Genomic DNA, 17,236 nt, shown 5'->3' on the forward strand with positions numbered 1-17,236 from the left:
TTAAACTAATTCCGGTTCAGCCAATAATTCACGAACATCAGTAATATGACCCGTCAAAGCTGCGGCTGCGGCAGTTAACGGGCTTGCTAAAAATGTTCTTGAATTTGGTCCTTGCCTGCCTTCAAAATTTCTGTTGGATGTGGATACGCAATATTTACCTGCGGGTATCTTGTCTTCGTTCATGCCCAGGCATGCGCTGCATCCGGGTTCGCGAAGCGGGAAGCCTGCAGCTTCAAATACTTTGTCCAGTCCTTCGCGGATGGCTTGTTGCTGTACCTGTTTTGAACCGGGAACTACCCAAACCGTCACATTATCCGCCTTGTGTTTACCTTCTATAAATTTAGCTACCTGCCTCAGGTCTTCTATTCTTGAATTGGTGCAGCTGCCGATGAAAACATAATCGATAGGCTTGCCCAGCATCAGTTCATCATCATGCAGACCCATGTAGGTCAATGCTTTGGCATATGAGCCTTGTTCCTTCTGCTCAAAAGATGATGTAGATGGTACATGCTGTGTGATACCGATGCCCATACCCGGGTTTGTTCCGTAGGTGATCATCGGTTCAATATCTTCGGCCCTAAAAGTTAAAACTTCGTCAAACTGTGTATCTTTATCAGAATATAAAGTTTTCCAGTAAGCCAAAGCCTTATCCCATTCTGCACCTTTTGGTGCAAATTCGCGGCCTTTTACATAGTTAAAAGTAGTTTCATCAGGAGCTATCAAACCGCAACGTGCACCCATTTCAATACTCATGTTGCAGATGGTCATACGGCCTTCCATACTTAATGAACGAATGGTATCGCCTGCATATTCTACTGCATAGCCTGTTCCGCCTGCGGCAGATATCTGGCTGATGATATAAAGAATAATATCCTTTGCACCAACGCCTTTGTGCAGTTGGCCGTTTACCTCGATCTTCATCCTTTTTGGACGTGATTGCAGCAGGCATTGGGTTGATAAAACCTGTTCTACCTGTGAAGTGCCGATACCAAACGCTATAGCACCAAAGGCGCCATGTGTTGAAGTATGGCTATCGCCACAAACATAAGTACCGCCCGGGCGGGTAATACCTAACTCCGGACCGATCACATGTACAATGCCCTGGAAAGGGTGGCCTAAACCGTAAAGTTCGATGCCAAATTCTTTGCAGTTTTTGGTCAGCGTATCCACCTGGTAGCGGGAAAGTTCTTCCTTTATAGGCAGGTGCTGGTTAATGGTAGGCACGTTATGATCGGCAGTAGCAACAGTTTGCTTCGGCCTGAAAACGGGGATACCCCGCGCGCGCAAACCATCAAAAGCCTGCGGACTGGTTACCTCGTGTATAAAATGGGTATCAATGTATAAAATTTCAGGAAAACCTTCCTTGCTGCTCACAACGTGCGCATCCCAGATCTTGTCAAATAATGTTTGTCCCATTGTTTTATTAGTTTTAAGTGGCAGTAGCAGTAGCAGGTAAAAGTGCTACTGCTAACTGCCACTGCTACTTTTTAAATTACGCTTCTACAACCTGGTTTTCAGGGCGTAGGCTGCGTACAGTTTTGCCTGCCTGCCACATTTCGCTTTCGCGCAGTTCTTTTAATTCTGCATCCAGTTTTACACGGTAATCTGGCTGACTGTTTGAGTCGATAGAACGTTGTGATTCTTTGCCGGTAGCAACGCTGTTGTATAATTCTTCAAATACCGGTTTTGTTGCATCACGGAACCTCTTCCACCAATCCAAAGCACCGCGTTGTGCAGTAGTTGAGCAATTAGCATACATCCAGTCCATACCATTTTCTGCAACCAATGGCATTAATGATTGGGTTAATTCTTCAACGGTTTCGTTAAATGCTTCTGATGGTGAGTGTCCATTTTTGCGCAATACATCGTACTGAGCCGCAAATACACCCTGGATACAACCCATTAGTGTACCACGCTCGCCGGTTAAGTCGCTAAATACTTCTTTTCTGAAATCAGTTTCAAATAAATAACCGCTACCAACGGCAATACCTAAGGCAATAACCCTGTCTTTAGCTTTTCCGGTTGCATCCTGGAAGATAGCGTAGCTTGAGTTTAAGCCACGGCCCTGCAGGAACATGCGGCGTAATGAAGTACCTGAACCTTTAGGCGCTACCAGGAACACGTCCACATCAGCAGGAGGGATGATGCCGGTTTGCTCTTTGAAAGTGATACCGAAACCATGAGAGAAATACAAAGCTTTACCCGGAGTAAGGTGTTTTTTAACAGTTGGCCACAGTTCTATCTGTGCTGCATCGCTCAGCAGGTAGCAAATGATGGTGCCGCGCTTTAAAGCCTCTTCGATCTCAAAAAGTGTCTCACCCGGTACAAAGCCGTCAGCAACTGCTTTATCCCAGGTTTTTGTGCCTTTACGCTGACCAACAATTACGTTGATACCGTTGTCTTTTTGATTGAGTGCCTGACCAGGCCCCTGAACACCGTAACCGATTACAGCTATGGTTTCGTTCTTTAATACATCCTGAGCCTTTGCTAAAGGAAACTCTTCGCGGGTTACTACATTTTCTTCACTGCCGCCGAAATTTAGTTTTGCCATTGTTTTATTGTTTGATTACACCGATGCTTTTATGATTCCACCGATTTTATTTTTAATTGGTTACTTTTTATTTTTTGTCATTTGTCATTAGCCATTGGTCATTGTTACCATTCACCTTTAACCTAAACTGTTACTTTTTTATTAATTCATTTGCACATCTGCATATTCGCACATCTGCACATTACTTTTTTACTACCAATACAATCCCCGATGCCCAGCCCATTTTGGTCACTGTCATATCCTCACGGTTATCGAGAGTTGATAACAGGTTAGCCACTTTTTCGGCGTGACCATCCGGCCAGTTTGGTTGGGGCAGCATATCATCGATGATATAAAAGCCGCCTTTTTCAAGCATGGCTAAAGTCTCCTCCAATACCATGTATTTGCCCGGCCAGGTATCAGCAAAAATAAAGCTGAATTTCTGTTTGCTATTCTTTTTTATCCACTCGTTACCGTCTGTACAGATCAGGGTGAGGCGTTTATCAACTCCTAAATTTTCCTTTGCAATGCTTAATAACGTTTCATCATTATCCAATGATATTAGCGTGGAATCTTTATCCATCCCGTCCAGTATCCATGCAGTAGCCAGTCCGGTACCAGTACCCAGCTCCAGGAATTTACTACCCGGTTTAGATGCTGCCAATGTTTTCAGCAACGTGCAGGTAGATATCTCCGACATCTGTAAAAAGCCACAAGCCTCGGTAGCTTTTTTAATGTTATCGTAAGCCGTTGGATATTCCTGTATTTCTATTGATTCCACTAATTTATTTTTGATTACACAGATTTGGTTTTACGTGATACGTTTTACGTAGTACGTTTTTTTGCCTCTTAAAAACGTATAACGAATTACGTCAAACGTACAACGTTACATGGTGAACACTTTCTCACCCTTGTTCAGGAACTCGTTTTCTATTACTTCTTCTCCCGGTTCCAATCTTTCAAACTCACGTAGCTTGGAGTTGAAGCCTTCGCTATCCTTGATGATCGCTACTCTTGCACTGCGCACAAATTCTATCAACCCATAAGGCTGTAAAATATTGATCAGGTTGTCAGTTTCTTCACGGTGACCGGTGGTTTCAAACACGGTATAGTCCTTACGTAAAGTTACTACCCTTGCACCATTTTCGCGAAGTAAACGCTCAACGCTTACCTTCTCGGCTATCACATCAGTTGACACTTTATACAAAGCCATTTCCTGCCATATCACATCTTCATTGGTATGATAGTATACCTTTAATACCTCAACCTGCTTTTCTATCTGGCGGCAAAGTTTACGTACCACGTCTTCCCATTCGGTGATCACGATATTAAAGCGATGAATGCTTTCCACTTCTGATGGAGAAGTATTCAGGCTGTCGATATTGATCTTACGACGGGTAAATATGATGGCGATGCGGTTAAGCAAGCCGATCTGGTTTTCGGTATAAACCGTTATGTTGAATTCTTGTTTAGCCTCTGAGTTTTCCATTTTAATATTTTTTAAAGCCCTTTCCTTTAAAGTCTTCTCCTTTGGAGAGGATTTAGGTGAGGCTCATGAGGTGTTCTATTTTAACCTGATCTCCGCTACACTGCATCCTTGTGGTACCATTGGGAATACGTTATTTTCCTTGGTTACCATTACTTCTAATAAATAAGGCCCTTTATGGTCCAGCATTTCTTGTAAGGTAGATGGCAAAGTTTCTCTGCTTGAAATTGATTTTCCGCTGATGCCATAGGCAGCAGCCAGTTTCACAAAATCAGGGCTCTTCATATCCACGAATGAATAACGGCGCTCATTAAACAGCTCCTGCCATTGGCGAACCATGCCCAGGAAACGGTTATTCAGGATGATGATCTTGATATCGATGTTGCTTTGCATGATGGTACCCATTTCCTGCAAAGTCATTTGGAAACCTCCATCACCTATAATAGCTACAATAGTTTTTTCCTTAGCACCATACTTGGCGCCCATAGCAGCCGGAAGGGCAAAGCCCATGGTACCCAAGCCACCACTGGTTATATTACTGCGGGTATTGTTCAGTTTGGCATAACGGCAGGCCACCATCTGGTGCTGACCTACGTCAGTCACGATAATTGCTTCCCCTTTGGTGATCTCATTTAATTGTTTGATCACTTCGCCCATGGTCATCTCATCGCTGGTTGGGTTCAGTTCTGCGTTGATCACCTGCTCAACTTCCTGGCGGGTATAATCATTAAATTTATGCAGCCATTCGGTATGTTTCTTTTCCTCAATCAATTGTGTTAATAAAGGCAATGTCTCTTTGCAATCGCCCCAAACGGGAACGGTGCTTTTTACATTCTTATCTATCTCAGCCGGGTCAATATCCAAATGAACAACCTTGGCTTGTTTAGCATATTTGTCTAATCGTCCGGTTACACGGTCGTCAAAACGCATACCGATAGCGATGAGTACATCACACTCGTTGGTCAATACGTTTGGTCCGTAGTTGCCGTGCATACCCAGCATACCTACGTTCAGCGGATGGTCGGTTGGGATGGCGCCTGCACCTAAGATGGTCCATGCTGCAGGGATACCGCTTTTCTCAACGAAAGCTTTGAACTCCTGTTCGGCACTACCTAATATCACGCCTTGTCCCCATAAAATAAATGGCTTTTTAGCCTGGTTGATCAGCGCAGCAGCTTCCTGCACGTATTGCTGACGAACGATCGGCTTTGGCCTGTAGCTGCGGATATGGTTGCAGGGGGTATAGCCCTTGAACTGGAATTTCTGTATTTGCGCGTTTTTTGTAATGTCGATCAAAACAGGACCTGGTCTGCCGCTGCGGGCGATATAGAATGCCTTGGCGATCACCTCCGGCAATTCGTTGGCATCGGTTACCTGGTAATTCCACTTGGTGACAGGGGTGGTGATATTGATCACGTCTGTTTCCTGGAAAGCATCGGTACCTAACAAGTGTGCGAATACCTGTCCGGTGATACAAACTAAAGGCGTGCTGTCTATCTGTGCATCTGCTAAACCGGTAACCAAATTGGTTGCACCCGGACCGCTGGTAGCGAATACCACACCGACTTTACCCGAGGTGCGTGCATAACCCTGACCAGCGTGGATACCACCCTGCTCATGGCGGACCAGGATATGTTCCAGTTTATCGCTGTAATCATATAAAGCATCATAGATGGGCATTATAGCGCCACCCGGATACCCGAATATTGTATCAACACCCTCAACTATCAGTGCCTCTAATAAGGCTACCGAGCCTGATACTTCTACCGCCTTCTTTTCAGTGGGTGTAGCCAGTGTTTCCTGTTGTGCAACTTCCATATCTTTTATGTTTTACGTAGTACGTTTTACGTGATACGTTTTTGTTTTTAATCTATTAATCAGTACGTACAACGTATAACGTCACACGTATAACCTTTAATCAGTACGTACAACGTATAACGTCCCACGTACAACGTTTTAAGCCATTTCATCTGTTACGCAACCTTCGGCAGCTGTGCTTACTGTTTTTGCGTATTTGTAAAGCAGTCCTTTGGTTGCTTTTAGTGCCGGTTGTTTCCATTCTGAGCGGCGGTAAGCGATTTCTGCTTCCGGTACTTTCAGGGTCATTTTGCGGCTGATGGCGTCTATTTCTATTATATCATCATCTTTCACCAGGGCTATCGTGCCGCCATCATACGCCTCTGGTGTGATGTGACCGACGACGAACCCATGCGTTCCGCCCGAAAACCTGCCATCAGTAATTAAAGCTACCGAAGCACCTAATCCAGCGCCAAATATCGCTCCGGTTGGTTTCAGCATCTCGGGCATACCAGGTGCACCTTTTGGACCGATATTACGGATCACCACTACATCACCTGCCTTTACACGACCGCTTTGTATGCCGTCTATCAGATCAAACTCACCGTCGAATACGCGGGCGGGGCCTTCAAAACGCTCGCCTTCTTTACCGCTTATTTTGGCTACTGAGCCGCCTGTTGCCAGGTTACCATATAATATCTGTAAGTGACCGGTTGCCTTGATAGGTTTTTCCTTCGGCATAATGATCTTTTGATTCTCAAATTCAATCTCAGGAACATCAGCCAGGTTTTCGGCTATGGTTTTCCCGGTTACGGTTAAGCAACTGCCATCAATCCAACCCAACTTTAATAAATATTTCATTACTGCCGGAACACCGCCTATGTTGTGCAGATCTTCCATCATGTATTTGCCGCTTGGCTTCATATCAGCCAAAACAGGGGTACGGTTGCTGATGGTTTGGAAATCATCCTGCGTCAATTTCACATCCACGCTTTTTGCCATCGCTATCAGGTGGAGTACCGCGTTGGTGCTTCCGCCTAATACCATGATGGTCACTATAGCATTTTCAAATGCCGCGCGCGTCATGATGTCAGATGGTTTGATGTCCCTCTCCAGTAATACTTTTATTGCTTTGCCTGCTGCTAAGCATTCCGCTTTTTTCTCATCGCTTAAAGCCGGGTTTGATGATGAGTAGGGCAAACTCATGCCCAATGCTTCGATAGCCGAAGCCATGGTGTTGGCAGTATAAATACCACCGCATGCACCCGCACTCGGACAGGCATTTTTGACAACACCCATAAAATCCTCTGGAGTGATGTTGCCTGCTATCCTTTGACCCAAAGCCTCGAAAGCCGAAACAATGTTCAGATCCTCACCTTTATAATGACCCGGTTTAATAGTACCACCATATACCATAATAGAAGGACGGTTCAATCTGCCCATGGCTATCAGTGTGCCCGGCATGTTCTTGTCACAACCCGGAAGAGCTATCAGCGCATCATAATACTGTGCACCGCAAACGGCTTCTATCGAATCAGCAATAACATCACGGCTCACCAGCGAGTAGCGCATCCCATCGGTGCCCATGCTCATGCCGTCGCTTACGCCAATGGTGTTGAATATCAAGCCTACCAAATTCTCATCCCATACACCTTGTTTAACCAATTTGGCAAGGTCATTAAGGTGCATGTTGCAGGTATTGCCATCATAACCCATACTGGCTACGCCCACCTGCGCCTTTTTCATGTCGTCGTCGGTTAAGCCAATGCCGTAAAGCATAGCCTGTGCGGCGGGTTGGGTAGGATCGCTGGTAAGGTGTTTGCTGTACTTGTTTAATTCTGTTTCCTGTTGGGTACCTGTTGCCGTGCTCATCTATTATTATTAAGTTAAATGGTTGATTGGTTAGATCAAGTTGATTAGGTTAAGTGGTTGATTGGGTTGATTAAGTTGTTTTATTTACCGTAATTCAACTCAGTCAACTTAATCCAACTTATTAAACCAAATCAACTAAACCCAAGTTAGGTACATGCACCCCAAACCACAATAGTCTAAAAAATATTTTTTCAATTAGTATTTTATTCTGTTTTTATATCTTAATTATTTAATTAGTTCTGTAAATATAGTTTTATTCAGAATATAATTATTATGTATTTATACCAAAGTTAAAAACGGTATTCGGTACAGTCGTTATGCATGCATAATAAAGGGTCGATTTTCTGCCCGAAATGTCGGTTTTGGGTAAAAAAGTTAATTGAAAAATTGCCTGAACCATGATTTACTTGATTTGTGGATTTCATGATTATTATTAAAGTAAGTCATAGCATTCAGTTAATCATAAAAATCATAGTTCAGACAAAAGGAGTACAAAAAGCTTAACCCTCCATTTTGCTTGCAAAAGGGAGGGTGGTCGAGCGTAGCAACGATCGGGTGGGTAAAATATGCGAGCGACATTACCGCCCAATGCATCACGCACATCTACCCACCCCGAATGCGCTACGCTGTTCGACCCTTCCTTCGCTGCGCGCAAGGAGGGTAGTCATATTTTTGCTTAACCTCCGCCCCCCTCCACAGCTAAACCCAAAATATTTTTTAATTATCAGTTATTTTTCATTAACCTTCCAGGCCTTGCTCTCGTTTAAAATCATTATGAAAGAAACCGGCACAGTGTTAATCGGACTAAGTCACGAGTTAACTATTTTTTTGAGACAACACCCTGAGGAGATCCCTGCAGGTATTGATAAAGATTCTTTAGTGGTAGTATGTTCTTCTTATCTCATCGATAATATCGAAAACTACATCTTTTCGCCTTATAAGGATAAATTTTTGTGGAGGGTGAAATTCAAAAACAGCTCGTTCCCCGAGTATGAGTATATGTACTTTATTACTTATAAGGCTGTTTGCAATGCCCAGAAAGGTATAGTAGAAGTTAAGCTGGTACAAGAGAAAAGGGACATATCGACCCCGCCGCACCGCTACAATTAATTGGTGATACCCCCATATCACAGGTAAAAAACGAGCTAAAACCGGTAACGATACCGGAACGTTCAGGGATGTGAAATAACATACACAATTACCTGGCTATAAATACGTTTGTGTATTAATAGAGGAAGACAGTAAGGGTCGAAAAAAAATCCAATTAAGGTTTTAGTTGTTATATTGAAAAAATATTTACAAATTGTGGCCTGATTAATTTTTAAACTATTTGACCGAGACTGAAACACGTACCGACCCATACGTGTAGTACTTTGGTTAGGGAGTTCTCAACCTTAAAACTTAGTATACCATTAAAATGGGTGACCCACAAAAACAAGCAAAGGCCACAGTTGGGCAAAGTATTAAAATACTGCGTCAGAGACATGGCTGGACACAAGAGGATGTTGCTAACCGCTTAGGTATCTCTATCCCGGCACTGTCCAAGATCGAAACCGGCGTTACCGATGTTAATTTATCCCGCCTGGAGCAAATTGCCGACATTTACGAAATTACCCTGCTGCAACTGCTTAACGTATTTAACGAAGAGCTTGAACCGGTGATCCTGAACAGCGACGTTTTGAAAAAGAAGGTGGCCGAGCAGGAAGCCCAGATATCGGCCCTGCAACGTAAGGTGATAGAACTGTACGACGAGCTGTATAATAAAAAATAGTCACTGATTAACCCTAAACCTTTTATAACCTTGTTATCGCTGATCTCTTTTGTCATCTGGGTTTTTTATGTGAGGCAATGCGCCTACATGGGCTCCAGGCGCGTTATAGGCAAATGGAACGGCCTGTTTTATGGTCTTTGTTTTAGCTACCTGGGCATACTCTTTATCCTGGCATCTCGGAAATTGGAATAGAATAATTTACCCTCACAGTCATGCCGTCCGCCCATTGACGGATCGGCACCCCATATGTTCGGTAGCCTGGCATGCAGTCGACTTTTCCTGCGGGCTCCTGAAACAAGTTCAGGATGACGGATTCATGATTATTTTAATGCGTTTGCCTGCTGCAACGGCAGTTTATGTTGCGCGGTATCATCAAAATGCCTATGTTTGCCCTGAATGAAAAACAGGATTTTTAAGATAGTGACAAGCGCATTGTTCCTGGTTATCTTTTTATCAAAGATGGCCATATCGCTTGCCCCGCTATTTTCACTCCTGAATCCAAAGGCCGCTGTTTCAGTCATGCAACTGGATGATGAAACAAAAACTGAAAAAGAAGAACAAGCCAAAGACGCATTGAAAGAAAAGAAACTATTTGATGATCAGTTGCTTTCTTTCTTTGAATACAGCTCGCATTTCAACGAGGTAAAAGTTCTTCATACATTGGAGAACTCTTTGTACATTCAAACCTATCATCCGGTGGTTCCCACTCCACCTCCCAATGCTTAAATGACAGCGCCGGCTTCCCGGCATTAGTTTCAAATTCATTTAAGTTTTAATAATTACATTTTATTATATGCAAATTAATAAAGATTGGACTGCTATGGGTAGTCTTAATCTCAGGAAATACTTTTTGCCAAAAAATCTTAAGAAAGACATTCCTTCGAGTATAGTTGTATTTTTAGTAGCCCTGCCTTTGTGCCTCGGCATTGCCCTTGCATCAGGAGCCCCATTATTTTCGGGCTTACTAACAGGGATTATTGGAGGGATAGTAGTTGGCAGTTTAAGCGGCTCACAGTTAAGCGTAGCTGGTCCGGCTGCCGGCTTAACCGTTATTGTACTGAACGCCATTACCGGTTTGGGCTCATTTGAAACATTTCTTTTAGCTGTGGCCCTGGCTGGTATTATCCAGATTATACTGGGTATAATCAAGGCCGGAACGGTAGCCAATTATTTCCCTTCGGCAGTAATTGAAGGGATGCTTGCTGCGATAGGCATTATTCTTATTATGAAGCAATTGCCTCATGCTATAGGTTATGATGCAGATTTCGAGGGCGACGAGCGGTTTGTACAGGCCAATCAGTCAAATACCTTTTCCATGCTGGTTTCCTCACTGGGCAGGGTTAGTGCCGGTGCTATAATTATAAGTACCGTGTCATTGGCCATTATGATCTATTGGCCTAAAGTTAAAAAATTAGCCCTTGTACCGGCTCCCTTGCTGGTGGTTTTATCCGGCGTGATCCTGAGCCAATTATTTTCGGGATCTGAAGATTTCGCTTTAAAGGCCAGGCAATTGGTGAATATACCTGTTGTTAACGATGTGCAGGGGCTTTTCGGTTTATTCAAATCGCCCAATTTTGCAGCAATTGGCAGCAAGGAAGTTTGGATAACGGCTGTAACCATTGCCATTGTTGCCAGCCTGGAAACATTGCTGAGCCTGGAGGCTGCTGATAAAATTGATCCGATAAAGCGTATCTCTCCAACTAACCGCGAACTGGTTGCACAGGGTGTAGGTAACGTGGTAAGCGGCCTGCTTGGAGGCTTGCCAATGACTGCCGTTATCGTACGCTCATCGGCCAACGTTAATGCAGGGGCACGTACCAAAATGAGCACCATTATACATGGCTGTTTATTGTTGCTGTCGTTCCTGTTCATCCCGATGGTTATCAACTACATTCCTTTATCGTGCCTTGCGGCTATATTACTGGTAACGGGGTATAAGCTGGCACGCATCAGCCTGTTTAAACATATGTGGCACAACGGGCTTAACCAGTTTATTCCGTTTGTTGTTACCATTGTTGCGGTTATACTTACCGACCTGCTGATAGGAGTGGGTATAGGTATGCTTGTTGGTATATTCTATATCCTGCGCACCAACCTGCGTAACCCTTACTTTTATCATGTTAAAGGAAGTGACGATAACAAGGAGATCAGCATACGCCTTGCCGAAGAGGTGTCTTTCCTGAACAAAGCTGCCATACAGGTAACGCTGACCAGCATGCCTGCCGGATCAAACGTAATAATTGACGGCACAAATTCGAGGTATATCGATCCGGATGTACTTGAGATCATTCAAAATTTTAAGCACAATGCTTATACCAAGGGCATTATTGTGCAATTGGTGGGCATCAGGGATAAATATGATGTGCCCCGTTTAAAAGAATTAATGTATAACCCTAAGTAAAAAAATCATGAAAAACGAGAATAATAAAAACGATATAAAAGAAGCCATCAACTCAGGAAACCTGATGCTTGCACAAAAAGTAAGTTACAACGAGCTTATCAAGCGTAATCGCGAATGGGTGGATCAGCGCTTAAAAGATGATCCTGAATATTTTAAGAACCTGGCCAAAGGGCAGAGCCCCGAGGTGCTTTGGATCGGTTGTTCAGACAGCCGCGTGCCTGCCAACGAGATCACCAATACCAAACCCGGTGAAGTGTTTGTACACCGTAATATTGCCAATGTATGCGTGCATTCGGATATGAACATGCTAAGTGTGCTGGATTATGCAGTAAACGTATTGAAGGTAAAACACGTTATAGTAGCCGGGCATTATGGGTGCGGAGGCGTGGCGGCTGCTTTGAGCAATAAGCAATTCGGATTGATAGATAACTGGCTGCGCCACATTAAAGATGTGTATCGTTTATACAGCCATGAGCTTGACCGCATTACCGATCATACCCGTAAGGTGAACAGGCTGGTGGAACTCAATGTGACGGAACAGGCCTACAACCTGTGCAAAACCACCATCATACAAAATGCCTGGAAAGAGCGCAAGGACCTTGCGGTGCATGGCTGGGTTATTGATATTAATACCGGTTTGGTAAACGATCTGAATATCAGCAGCAGTAACCCCGGCAACCTGGGTTATGTTTACGAGGTTGAAGAGGGTGCTTTAGCGCATTAATTAATAGCATCTGTATCAGAATAATATATCCCGAGTATTTATTATGCCCGGGATTTTTTTGCAATTAAATATCCATCTACGGGGAGGCCAGGACCGATCGGCCTCCCCGGGTATTTATGGGCGAACGCGGACGATCGTCTTCCCCTTGACCCGTTTGGTTGGGTTGAAGGCGGCAACAGCGTCGTCGAGGGTAGTGATGTTGCCGATGTTCGTCCGCAGACGTCCCTCCCGGAACCTCCGGACGATCTCACCCAATTGGGTGCGATCTGATTCAACGACAAAGTCGATAGTCAGACCGTCGGCGGGCCGGGCTTCAGTCGCGCCGGTGATCGTCACAAACGTTCCTCCGGGGCGAATCAGACTGGCAGACCGCGCCGCGATGTCGCCGCCGAGGGCATCGAAAACCAGATCGACCCCACCGACATCTTCTAAGGTGTCGTTATCGAGGTCGACGAACTCCTGTGCGCCGAAGTCGAGGGCCGTCTGACGGGCAGTACCCCGCCCGGTGCCGATGACGTACGCGCCGGCCTCACGTGCGAGTTGGGTTGCCATGGAGCCGACTATGCCGGCCGCACCATGCACGAGAACGCTCTGCCCAGCCCGAAGGCGGCCGTGGTCGAACAGTCCTTGCCACGCCGTCAGACCCGACATCACCAGCGCTGCACCCTCCGTGAAGTCGACATCACCAGGCAACGGCGCAAGGTTGCGTGCCTCGACGGCCACATACTCCGCCAGGGCACCGTCTCGATACCAGTCTGTAAGACCGAACACCCGCTGTCCTACCGACAGCCCCGTTGTGCCGTAGCCGAGTGCGGTGACCACTCCGGCAAGTTCATGGCCGGGGATCGACGGCGTCCGGTCACGGCCGACGCGATCGGTCCAGGTCGCTGGCCAGGACAGCTCATCCCCGGTGATACTTGATGCGTAAACCTGAACGATGACGTCGTTTATAGCTGCCTGCGGCTCGGGCCGCTCAACCAGTTTCATCCCGGCATTTCCTGCAGCCTGGTCCGTTACAATGATCGCTTTCATAATACCCCTCCTTTTTTGCTCATCAGCAAACCCCTACTTAATGAAGCGATGTTGCTGTACATTACTGTTTTCATTTTTTTAGTTTTTAGAGTTAATACTTATCATTGAACTCCCCCCCCGACATAACAGGACGCTGGAAACCTTGTTTTTAGTATATCGAACTTCCAGGCACTCTCAAAGATGGTCGATGCGGACACGGTGATGAGAATGCCCTCGCTTGCGGTAGCGGGGGAAGACAGGTAGCTTGGATTTGGACGAGGGTTCGAATCCCTCCGGCTCCACTGAATTTTCTTATCAAAACGAACTAAATGCCTGTAATCAAAAATTGCGGGCATTTAGTTTATAGTCAAATGACACGATTTAAACGACAATTATTTTTTATCAAAATACAGCGAAAACGGCCTATACCGGGGATAAAACATCAAGGGTGTATAAACGGGCGGTTGTGTTTGGTTTTTGCTTGCCCGCCCTTGACATTTTACCCGGTTACGCGCTTTTGGTTGCTTAACCGTTGAATAAGGGATGGTGTGTGCATAGCTTAACCTACATAATACAAAGCCGGTTTATTTAAAAGCTAAATTCAATTAGGTTATTCGTTGATGTAAAACCATGGGATGTGTAAAAGTCCCTGTTTAACAGTAACATTAACAATTTGCATATCCTTTATTCTATTGTAAAGCTCATAATTAATATGCAGATCTTTAGAAGAAAGATTTGAATAATCTGAAGTTGAGATTACCACATGGTAATATTCTCGTCCATTATTATGAAAAATATACCGGTTGACTATTTTTGAATTATAGATTTTTGGCTCTGATATATCAAGTTTACTATTAATAAGCATTGTTAAAGGACATGAATAAAATACTGCTACTAATATTAACATAAATATCTGGCCTTTAGCGGCATTGGCCGACTTATCATATCCAAATCTCCATAGTACAGACCCAATTATTAACGCAATTATTAGTACGGGAACCCACAAATCACTATATGAGATGAAATCATAATACGTTATTAATACGATAAATATAAGTATTGTAGACGCGTAGATGCCTACAATTATACTCGGATAAGCACTATTTTTACCATAGACCAACTTAATTGATCCCTTACCCCATATCAATAAGATAATTCCAATCAAAGGGTAAAATATTAGCAGCACTTTTAGCCAATCACTTTTTAGAATGAAATCGGTGAAAGCTAATGATAATGCAAAAATAATCCCACCCCCTACATTATAAATTAAAGAAAAGCGCTTAGAGGTATCTAATTTAAATTCCCGCTCTTTTTGATCATGGCCTAAAGCTGCATCGTTATATATTTCATTTAAATTATCCTGGTAAGCAACCGAATCTAAATTTGTGTAATATTTTCCTAAACATTTCAATAAATCATCGAGATTACCAATGCTTGAATAGTCTCTGATTTTAATTTTTTGAGACGTAGTTGATGAATAAATTACAATGCGTTTATCAAATATCTTAAATCCTTTAACATCTTTATTGGATAGTTCGCTTGCTCCCCAAACATTAGTATATTTAATAGTATAGTCAGTTATAATCAGCTTTCGTTTGAAAAAATTGAGTACAGTAAATACAGATATAGCAACAACAATTACAGCCAATACGAGCAGTCCCGGTTGACCTGAATATCCACCATGATTACCTAACAGTGGAAGGATCAATGCAAAGCCAAAAAAAGCAATTAAACCGATACTATAAAATATTTTGTAGCCAGTTGAGGTTGTATATTCCTGTTCCATTGTAAGGTTTAAATCCGCTTCTAAAATAGTAAAATTTCCATTGTTTCAATCCTGAAAATCATCCCTAAACAGTCAGAGATCGCTTCGTTCACGGGATTAGAAATCTGTTAAGTTATCTATTAAATGTGACATATAGTTTTTGCGCAGCGTAAAACAAATACTTATAAACAACTTCGATCCTTTCATCCGAGTATAATGGCACCTAATATATATTTTCGAAATAGACACGACAAAAAAATGCTTAATGTCATATTTAGTTCTTATTCACTATATTTGTGATAATAAGATTTGCAATTAATCTGCATTCAAAAAAATGGTGAGTGTTTCGGTGAGTAAGAAATTTAGCCATTATAAAATATTGAATATCAGCGCGGTAGAAGGATAATACAAATCCCTCCGGCTCTACGAAAATCCATCAGATTGATTTCTGAAGACGTTTTTATTGAGCGAGGACGCTTGCGGTAGCGGGAAATATTAGTTGAAAGTCACAAGTACCCCGAGCTGTTGCCCGCGCTGCATACTCGTGCCAGAATGGGGGACGTCAAAGAAAAATACTTCTCAGCGACTTGCAATTGAAATTATATAAGCCCACAGCACAATAACTGCAGCTCCGGCATCGACTATTCCTGCTATTAATACGTAATGCCCTGCCGTACGCCTGTGCCGGGTGCGTTGCCAGGCTTTTTCTCTGTATGCTTTCACATATACCGAATCCGTAAGCAAAGTGGTATCGCTAACGGCCGATGCGACAGGTTTAAAATAGTCCGACGTCAGTTCCCTGCTGCGCATGTAAGCGCTAAAGCCGTTTTTTCGTTGCCCGAATCTTGGGGCGCCGGCATCCGATCTATAGCGTTCAAAATATGCAAATTCTAAATTGTGGTGGCTTTGCCTGAAAGTTGTTAGACGAGCCTTATCCAGTTTGAATTTACGAGCATCGGCAATAGCAATCTTTTTTATTGAATCATCATGCAGATTTTGTGCCCGCGTTTCTAAAGTTAAAAGACTAAGTAATACAAGAGTGAAGGTTAGGTATTTTCGCATACTGTAATATAGGTTTTTTACTTATACGCACCATTTCATGAAATGTAACAGGCGGTGCGGGAACGTTATCCAATACTAACAACAATATAGGTTTGAATCAGAAGTATGAGGGTTAGCCATAAGTAAAAACTTTTCCCCTCTTTTCTGAAGACCGCATTGATGAGGTTCACCACAATAAATAATGCAGCAAGAAAAATGGTAAAAACGTATGGCAGCCCGCCGTCAAGGTGTCGTTCTTCTTTGAAACCCGACAAACTCATACTAGCTATACAACCAGATGGCAGGCAAAACAATAAATAGAAAGTAATAGCTGCCGGGTGTTTCTTTAAGCCTTGTGATACTTTGCTCATATGGTTATTTCATAACTTTAACAATCACGATAGTTTGCACTATAATAATGGCGCTCAACCATAAGTAAAAGGCATTTTGTTTTCGTGCAATTGCATTGGCAAAACTTATGAAAATAAATATGCCTGCAGTAAGAAGTAAAAAAACAAACATATAACCCATCACCTCACCGCCCAGTTGCATACTGCTCTTGCCAGGGTTTTGAAGTATCCTTTGTTGAAATTCCAAATTGAACTTTAATGTTCTGTAACAAAGCCAGCTATAAAACAGGTAACAAATAATTGATGCCGGATATTTCTTGAGAAACTGGAAGGTTGCTTTCATGTAAGGCTAATTGGTATCATTAATACCACGCTTCTCAAAAAGTAACCTTTAATGTGTCGGAGATTTTGGAAATCAGTTGATACCCTGGTGTGAGTTGAAAGTCACGAGTACCCCCAAGCTGTTGCCCGCGCTGCATACTCGCGCC

16 protein-coding genes are annotated in these 17,236 nt (G+C 43.4%); 5 read left to right on the forward strand and 11 right to left on the reverse strand.

What is annotated here, in order from left to right; all coding sequences use genetic code 11:
- From leuC to ilvD, 6 genes are all read right to left on the reverse strand, one after another.
- Entirely contained in the window at positions 1-1,416 is a 1,416-nt protein-coding gene (gene leuC / locus ACPPVU_RS06605; RefSeq protein WP_426670895.1) for a 3-isopropylmalate dehydratase large subunit, read from the reverse strand.
- Positions 1,417-1,492: 76 nt separating this feature from the next.
- Complete coding sequence (gene ilvC, locus ACPPVU_RS06610) at positions 1,493-2,551, reverse strand: ketol-acid reductoisomerase (RefSeq protein WP_426670896.1); 1,059 nt, start codon at positions 2,549-2,551, stop codon at positions 1,493-1,495.
- A 181-nt stretch (positions 2,552-2,732) separates the two neighbouring features.
- A complete protein-coding gene (locus ACPPVU_RS06615; RefSeq protein WP_426670897.1) occupies positions 2,733-3,311 on the reverse strand; it encodes an O-methyltransferase in 579 nt (192 codons plus the stop codon).
- Between the two features lie 105 nt (positions 3,312-3,416).
- A complete protein-coding gene (gene ilvN / locus ACPPVU_RS06620) occupies positions 3,417-4,019 on the reverse strand; it encodes an acetolactate synthase small subunit (RefSeq protein ID WP_426670898.1) in 603 nt (200 codons plus the stop codon).
- A 75-nt stretch (positions 4,020-4,094) separates the two neighbouring features.
- On the reverse strand, positions 4,095-5,834 hold the full coding sequence (gene ilvB / locus ACPPVU_RS06625; protein WP_426670899.1) for a biosynthetic-type acetolactate synthase large subunit: 1,740 nt from the start codon (positions 5,832-5,834) through the stop codon (positions 4,095-4,097).
- A 138-nt stretch (positions 5,835-5,972) separates the two neighbouring features.
- Positions 5,973-7,685: a dihydroxy-acid dehydratase gene (gene ilvD, locus ACPPVU_RS06630; RefSeq protein WP_426670900.1), complete on the reverse strand. Its 1,713-nt coding sequence runs from the start codon at positions 7,683-7,685 to the stop codon at positions 5,973-5,975.
- A 774-nt stretch (positions 7,686-8,459) separates the two neighbouring features.
- Here ilvD and ACPPVU_RS06635 point away from each other — a divergent pair.
- The 5 genes from ACPPVU_RS06635 to can all read left to right on the forward strand — a co-directional run bounded on the left by ACPPVU_RS06635 (position 8,460) and on the right by can (position 12,581).
- Positions 8,460-8,795, forward strand: coding sequence for a hypothetical protein (locus ACPPVU_RS06635; RefSeq protein WP_426670901.1), 336 nt, complete (start codon positions 8,460-8,462; stop codon positions 8,793-8,795).
- 307 nt (positions 8,796-9,102) lie between these two features.
- Positions 9,103-9,456 (forward strand): helix-turn-helix domain-containing protein, encoded by a 354-nt coding sequence (locus ACPPVU_RS06640; protein WP_426670902.1) that lies wholly within the window; start codon positions 9,103-9,105, stop codon positions 9,454-9,456.
- A gap of 396 nt (positions 9,457-9,852) precedes the next feature.
- Positions 9,853-10,182, forward strand: a complete 330-nt coding sequence (locus tag ACPPVU_RS06645) for a hypothetical protein (RefSeq protein WP_426670903.1) — start codon at positions 9,853-9,855, stop codon at positions 10,180-10,182.
- A gap of 67 nt (positions 10,183-10,249) precedes the next feature.
- Positions 10,250-11,857: a SulP family inorganic anion transporter gene (locus tag ACPPVU_RS06650; protein WP_426670904.1), complete on the forward strand. Its 1,608-nt coding sequence runs from the start codon at positions 10,250-10,252 to the stop codon at positions 11,855-11,857.
- 64 nt (positions 11,858-11,921) lie between these two features.
- Positions 11,922-12,581 carry a carbonate dehydratase gene (gene can / locus ACPPVU_RS06655; protein ID WP_426672186.1) on the forward strand — a complete coding sequence of 220 codons (660 nt, stop codon included), beginning with the start codon at positions 11,922-11,924 and terminating at the stop codon, positions 12,579-12,581.
- A gap of 114 nt (positions 12,582-12,695) precedes the next feature.
- Here the strand turns inward: can and ACPPVU_RS06660 are convergent, their stop codons facing one another.
- The 5 genes from ACPPVU_RS06660 to ACPPVU_RS06680 form a co-directional block, all read right to left on the reverse strand.
- Entirely contained in the window at positions 12,696-13,613 is a 918-nt protein-coding gene (locus tag ACPPVU_RS06660; protein WP_426670905.1) for an NADP-dependent oxidoreductase, read from the reverse strand.
- A gap of 589 nt (positions 13,614-14,202) precedes the next feature.
- A complete protein-coding gene (locus ACPPVU_RS06665) occupies positions 14,203-15,378 on the reverse strand; it encodes a hypothetical protein (RefSeq protein WP_426670906.1) in 1,176 nt (391 codons plus the stop codon).
- 558 nt (positions 15,379-15,936) lie between these two features.
- Entirely contained in the window at positions 15,937-16,419 is a 483-nt protein-coding gene (locus ACPPVU_RS06670; RefSeq protein ID WP_426670907.1) for a hypothetical protein, read from the reverse strand.
- A gap of 65 nt (positions 16,420-16,484) precedes the next feature.
- Positions 16,485-16,769: a hypothetical protein gene (locus tag ACPPVU_RS06675; protein WP_426670908.1), complete on the reverse strand. Its 285-nt coding sequence runs from the start codon at positions 16,767-16,769 to the stop codon at positions 16,485-16,487.
- A 4-nt stretch (positions 16,770-16,773) separates the two neighbouring features.
- Positions 16,774-17,091 (reverse strand): hypothetical protein, encoded by a 318-nt coding sequence (locus tag ACPPVU_RS06680; protein ID WP_426670909.1) that lies wholly within the window; start codon positions 17,089-17,091, stop codon positions 16,774-16,776.
- Positions 17,092-17,236 lie beyond the last annotated feature (145 nt).

It is taken from the genome of Mucilaginibacter sp. McL0603, assembly GCF_049992945.1.
Lineage (GTDB): Bacteria > Bacteroidota > Bacteroidia > Sphingobacteriales > Sphingobacteriaceae > Mucilaginibacter.

Bases quoted from the DNA above. Each gene is read 5' to 3' on its own strand.
- ACPPVU_RS06660 (WP_426670905.1), bottom strand. From the start codon at position 13,613: ATGAAAGCGATCATTGTAACGGACCAGGCTGCAGGAAATGCCGGGATG.
- ACPPVU_RS06675 (WP_426670908.1), bottom strand. From the start codon at position 16,769: ATGAGCAAAGTATCACAAGGCTTAAAGAAACACCCGGCAGCTATTACT.
- ACPPVU_RS06645 (WP_426670903.1), top strand. From the start codon at position 9,853: ATGAAAAACAGGATTTTTAAGATAGTGACAAGCGCATTGTTCCTGGTT.
- ACPPVU_RS06665 (WP_426670906.1), bottom strand. From the start codon at position 15,378: ATGGAACAGGAATATACAACCTCAACTGGCTACAAAATATTTTATAGT.
- ACPPVU_RS06640 (WP_426670902.1), top strand. From the start codon at position 9,103: ATGGGTGACCCACAAAAACAAGCAAAGGCCACAGTTGGGCAAAGTATT.
- ilvC (WP_426670896.1), bottom strand. From the start codon at position 2,551: ATGGCAAAACTAAATTTCGGCGGCAGTGAAGAAAATGTAGTAACCCGC.
- ilvN (WP_426670898.1), bottom strand. From the start codon at position 4,019: ATGGAAAACTCAGAGGCTAAACAAGAATTCAACATAACGGTTTATACC.
- can (WP_426672186.1), top strand. From the start codon at position 11,922: ATGCTTGCACAAAAAGTAAGTTACAACGAGCTTATCAAGCGTAATCGC.
- ACPPVU_RS06650 (WP_426670904.1), top strand. From the start codon at position 10,250: ATGCAAATTAATAAAGATTGGACTGCTATGGGTAGTCTTAATCTCAGG.
- leuC (WP_426670895.1), bottom strand. From the start codon at position 1,416: ATGGGACAAACATTATTTGACAAGATCTGGGATGCGCACGTTGTGAGC.
- ACPPVU_RS06635 (WP_426670901.1), top strand. From the start codon at position 8,460: ATGAAAGAAACCGGCACAGTGTTAATCGGACTAAGTCACGAGTTAACT.
- ilvB (WP_426670899.1), bottom strand. From the start codon at position 5,834: ATGGAAGTTGCACAACAGGAAACACTGGCTACACCCACTGAAAAGAAG.
- ilvD (WP_426670900.1), bottom strand. From the start codon at position 7,685: ATGAGCACGGCAACAGGTACCCAACAGGAAACAGAATTAAACAAGTAC.
- ACPPVU_RS06670 (WP_426670907.1), bottom strand. From the start codon at position 16,419: ATGCGAAAATACCTAACCTTCACTCTTGTATTACTTAGTCTTTTAACT.
- ACPPVU_RS06680 (WP_426670909.1), bottom strand. From the start codon at position 17,091: ATGAAAGCAACCTTCCAGTTTCTCAAGAAATATCCGGCATCAATTATT.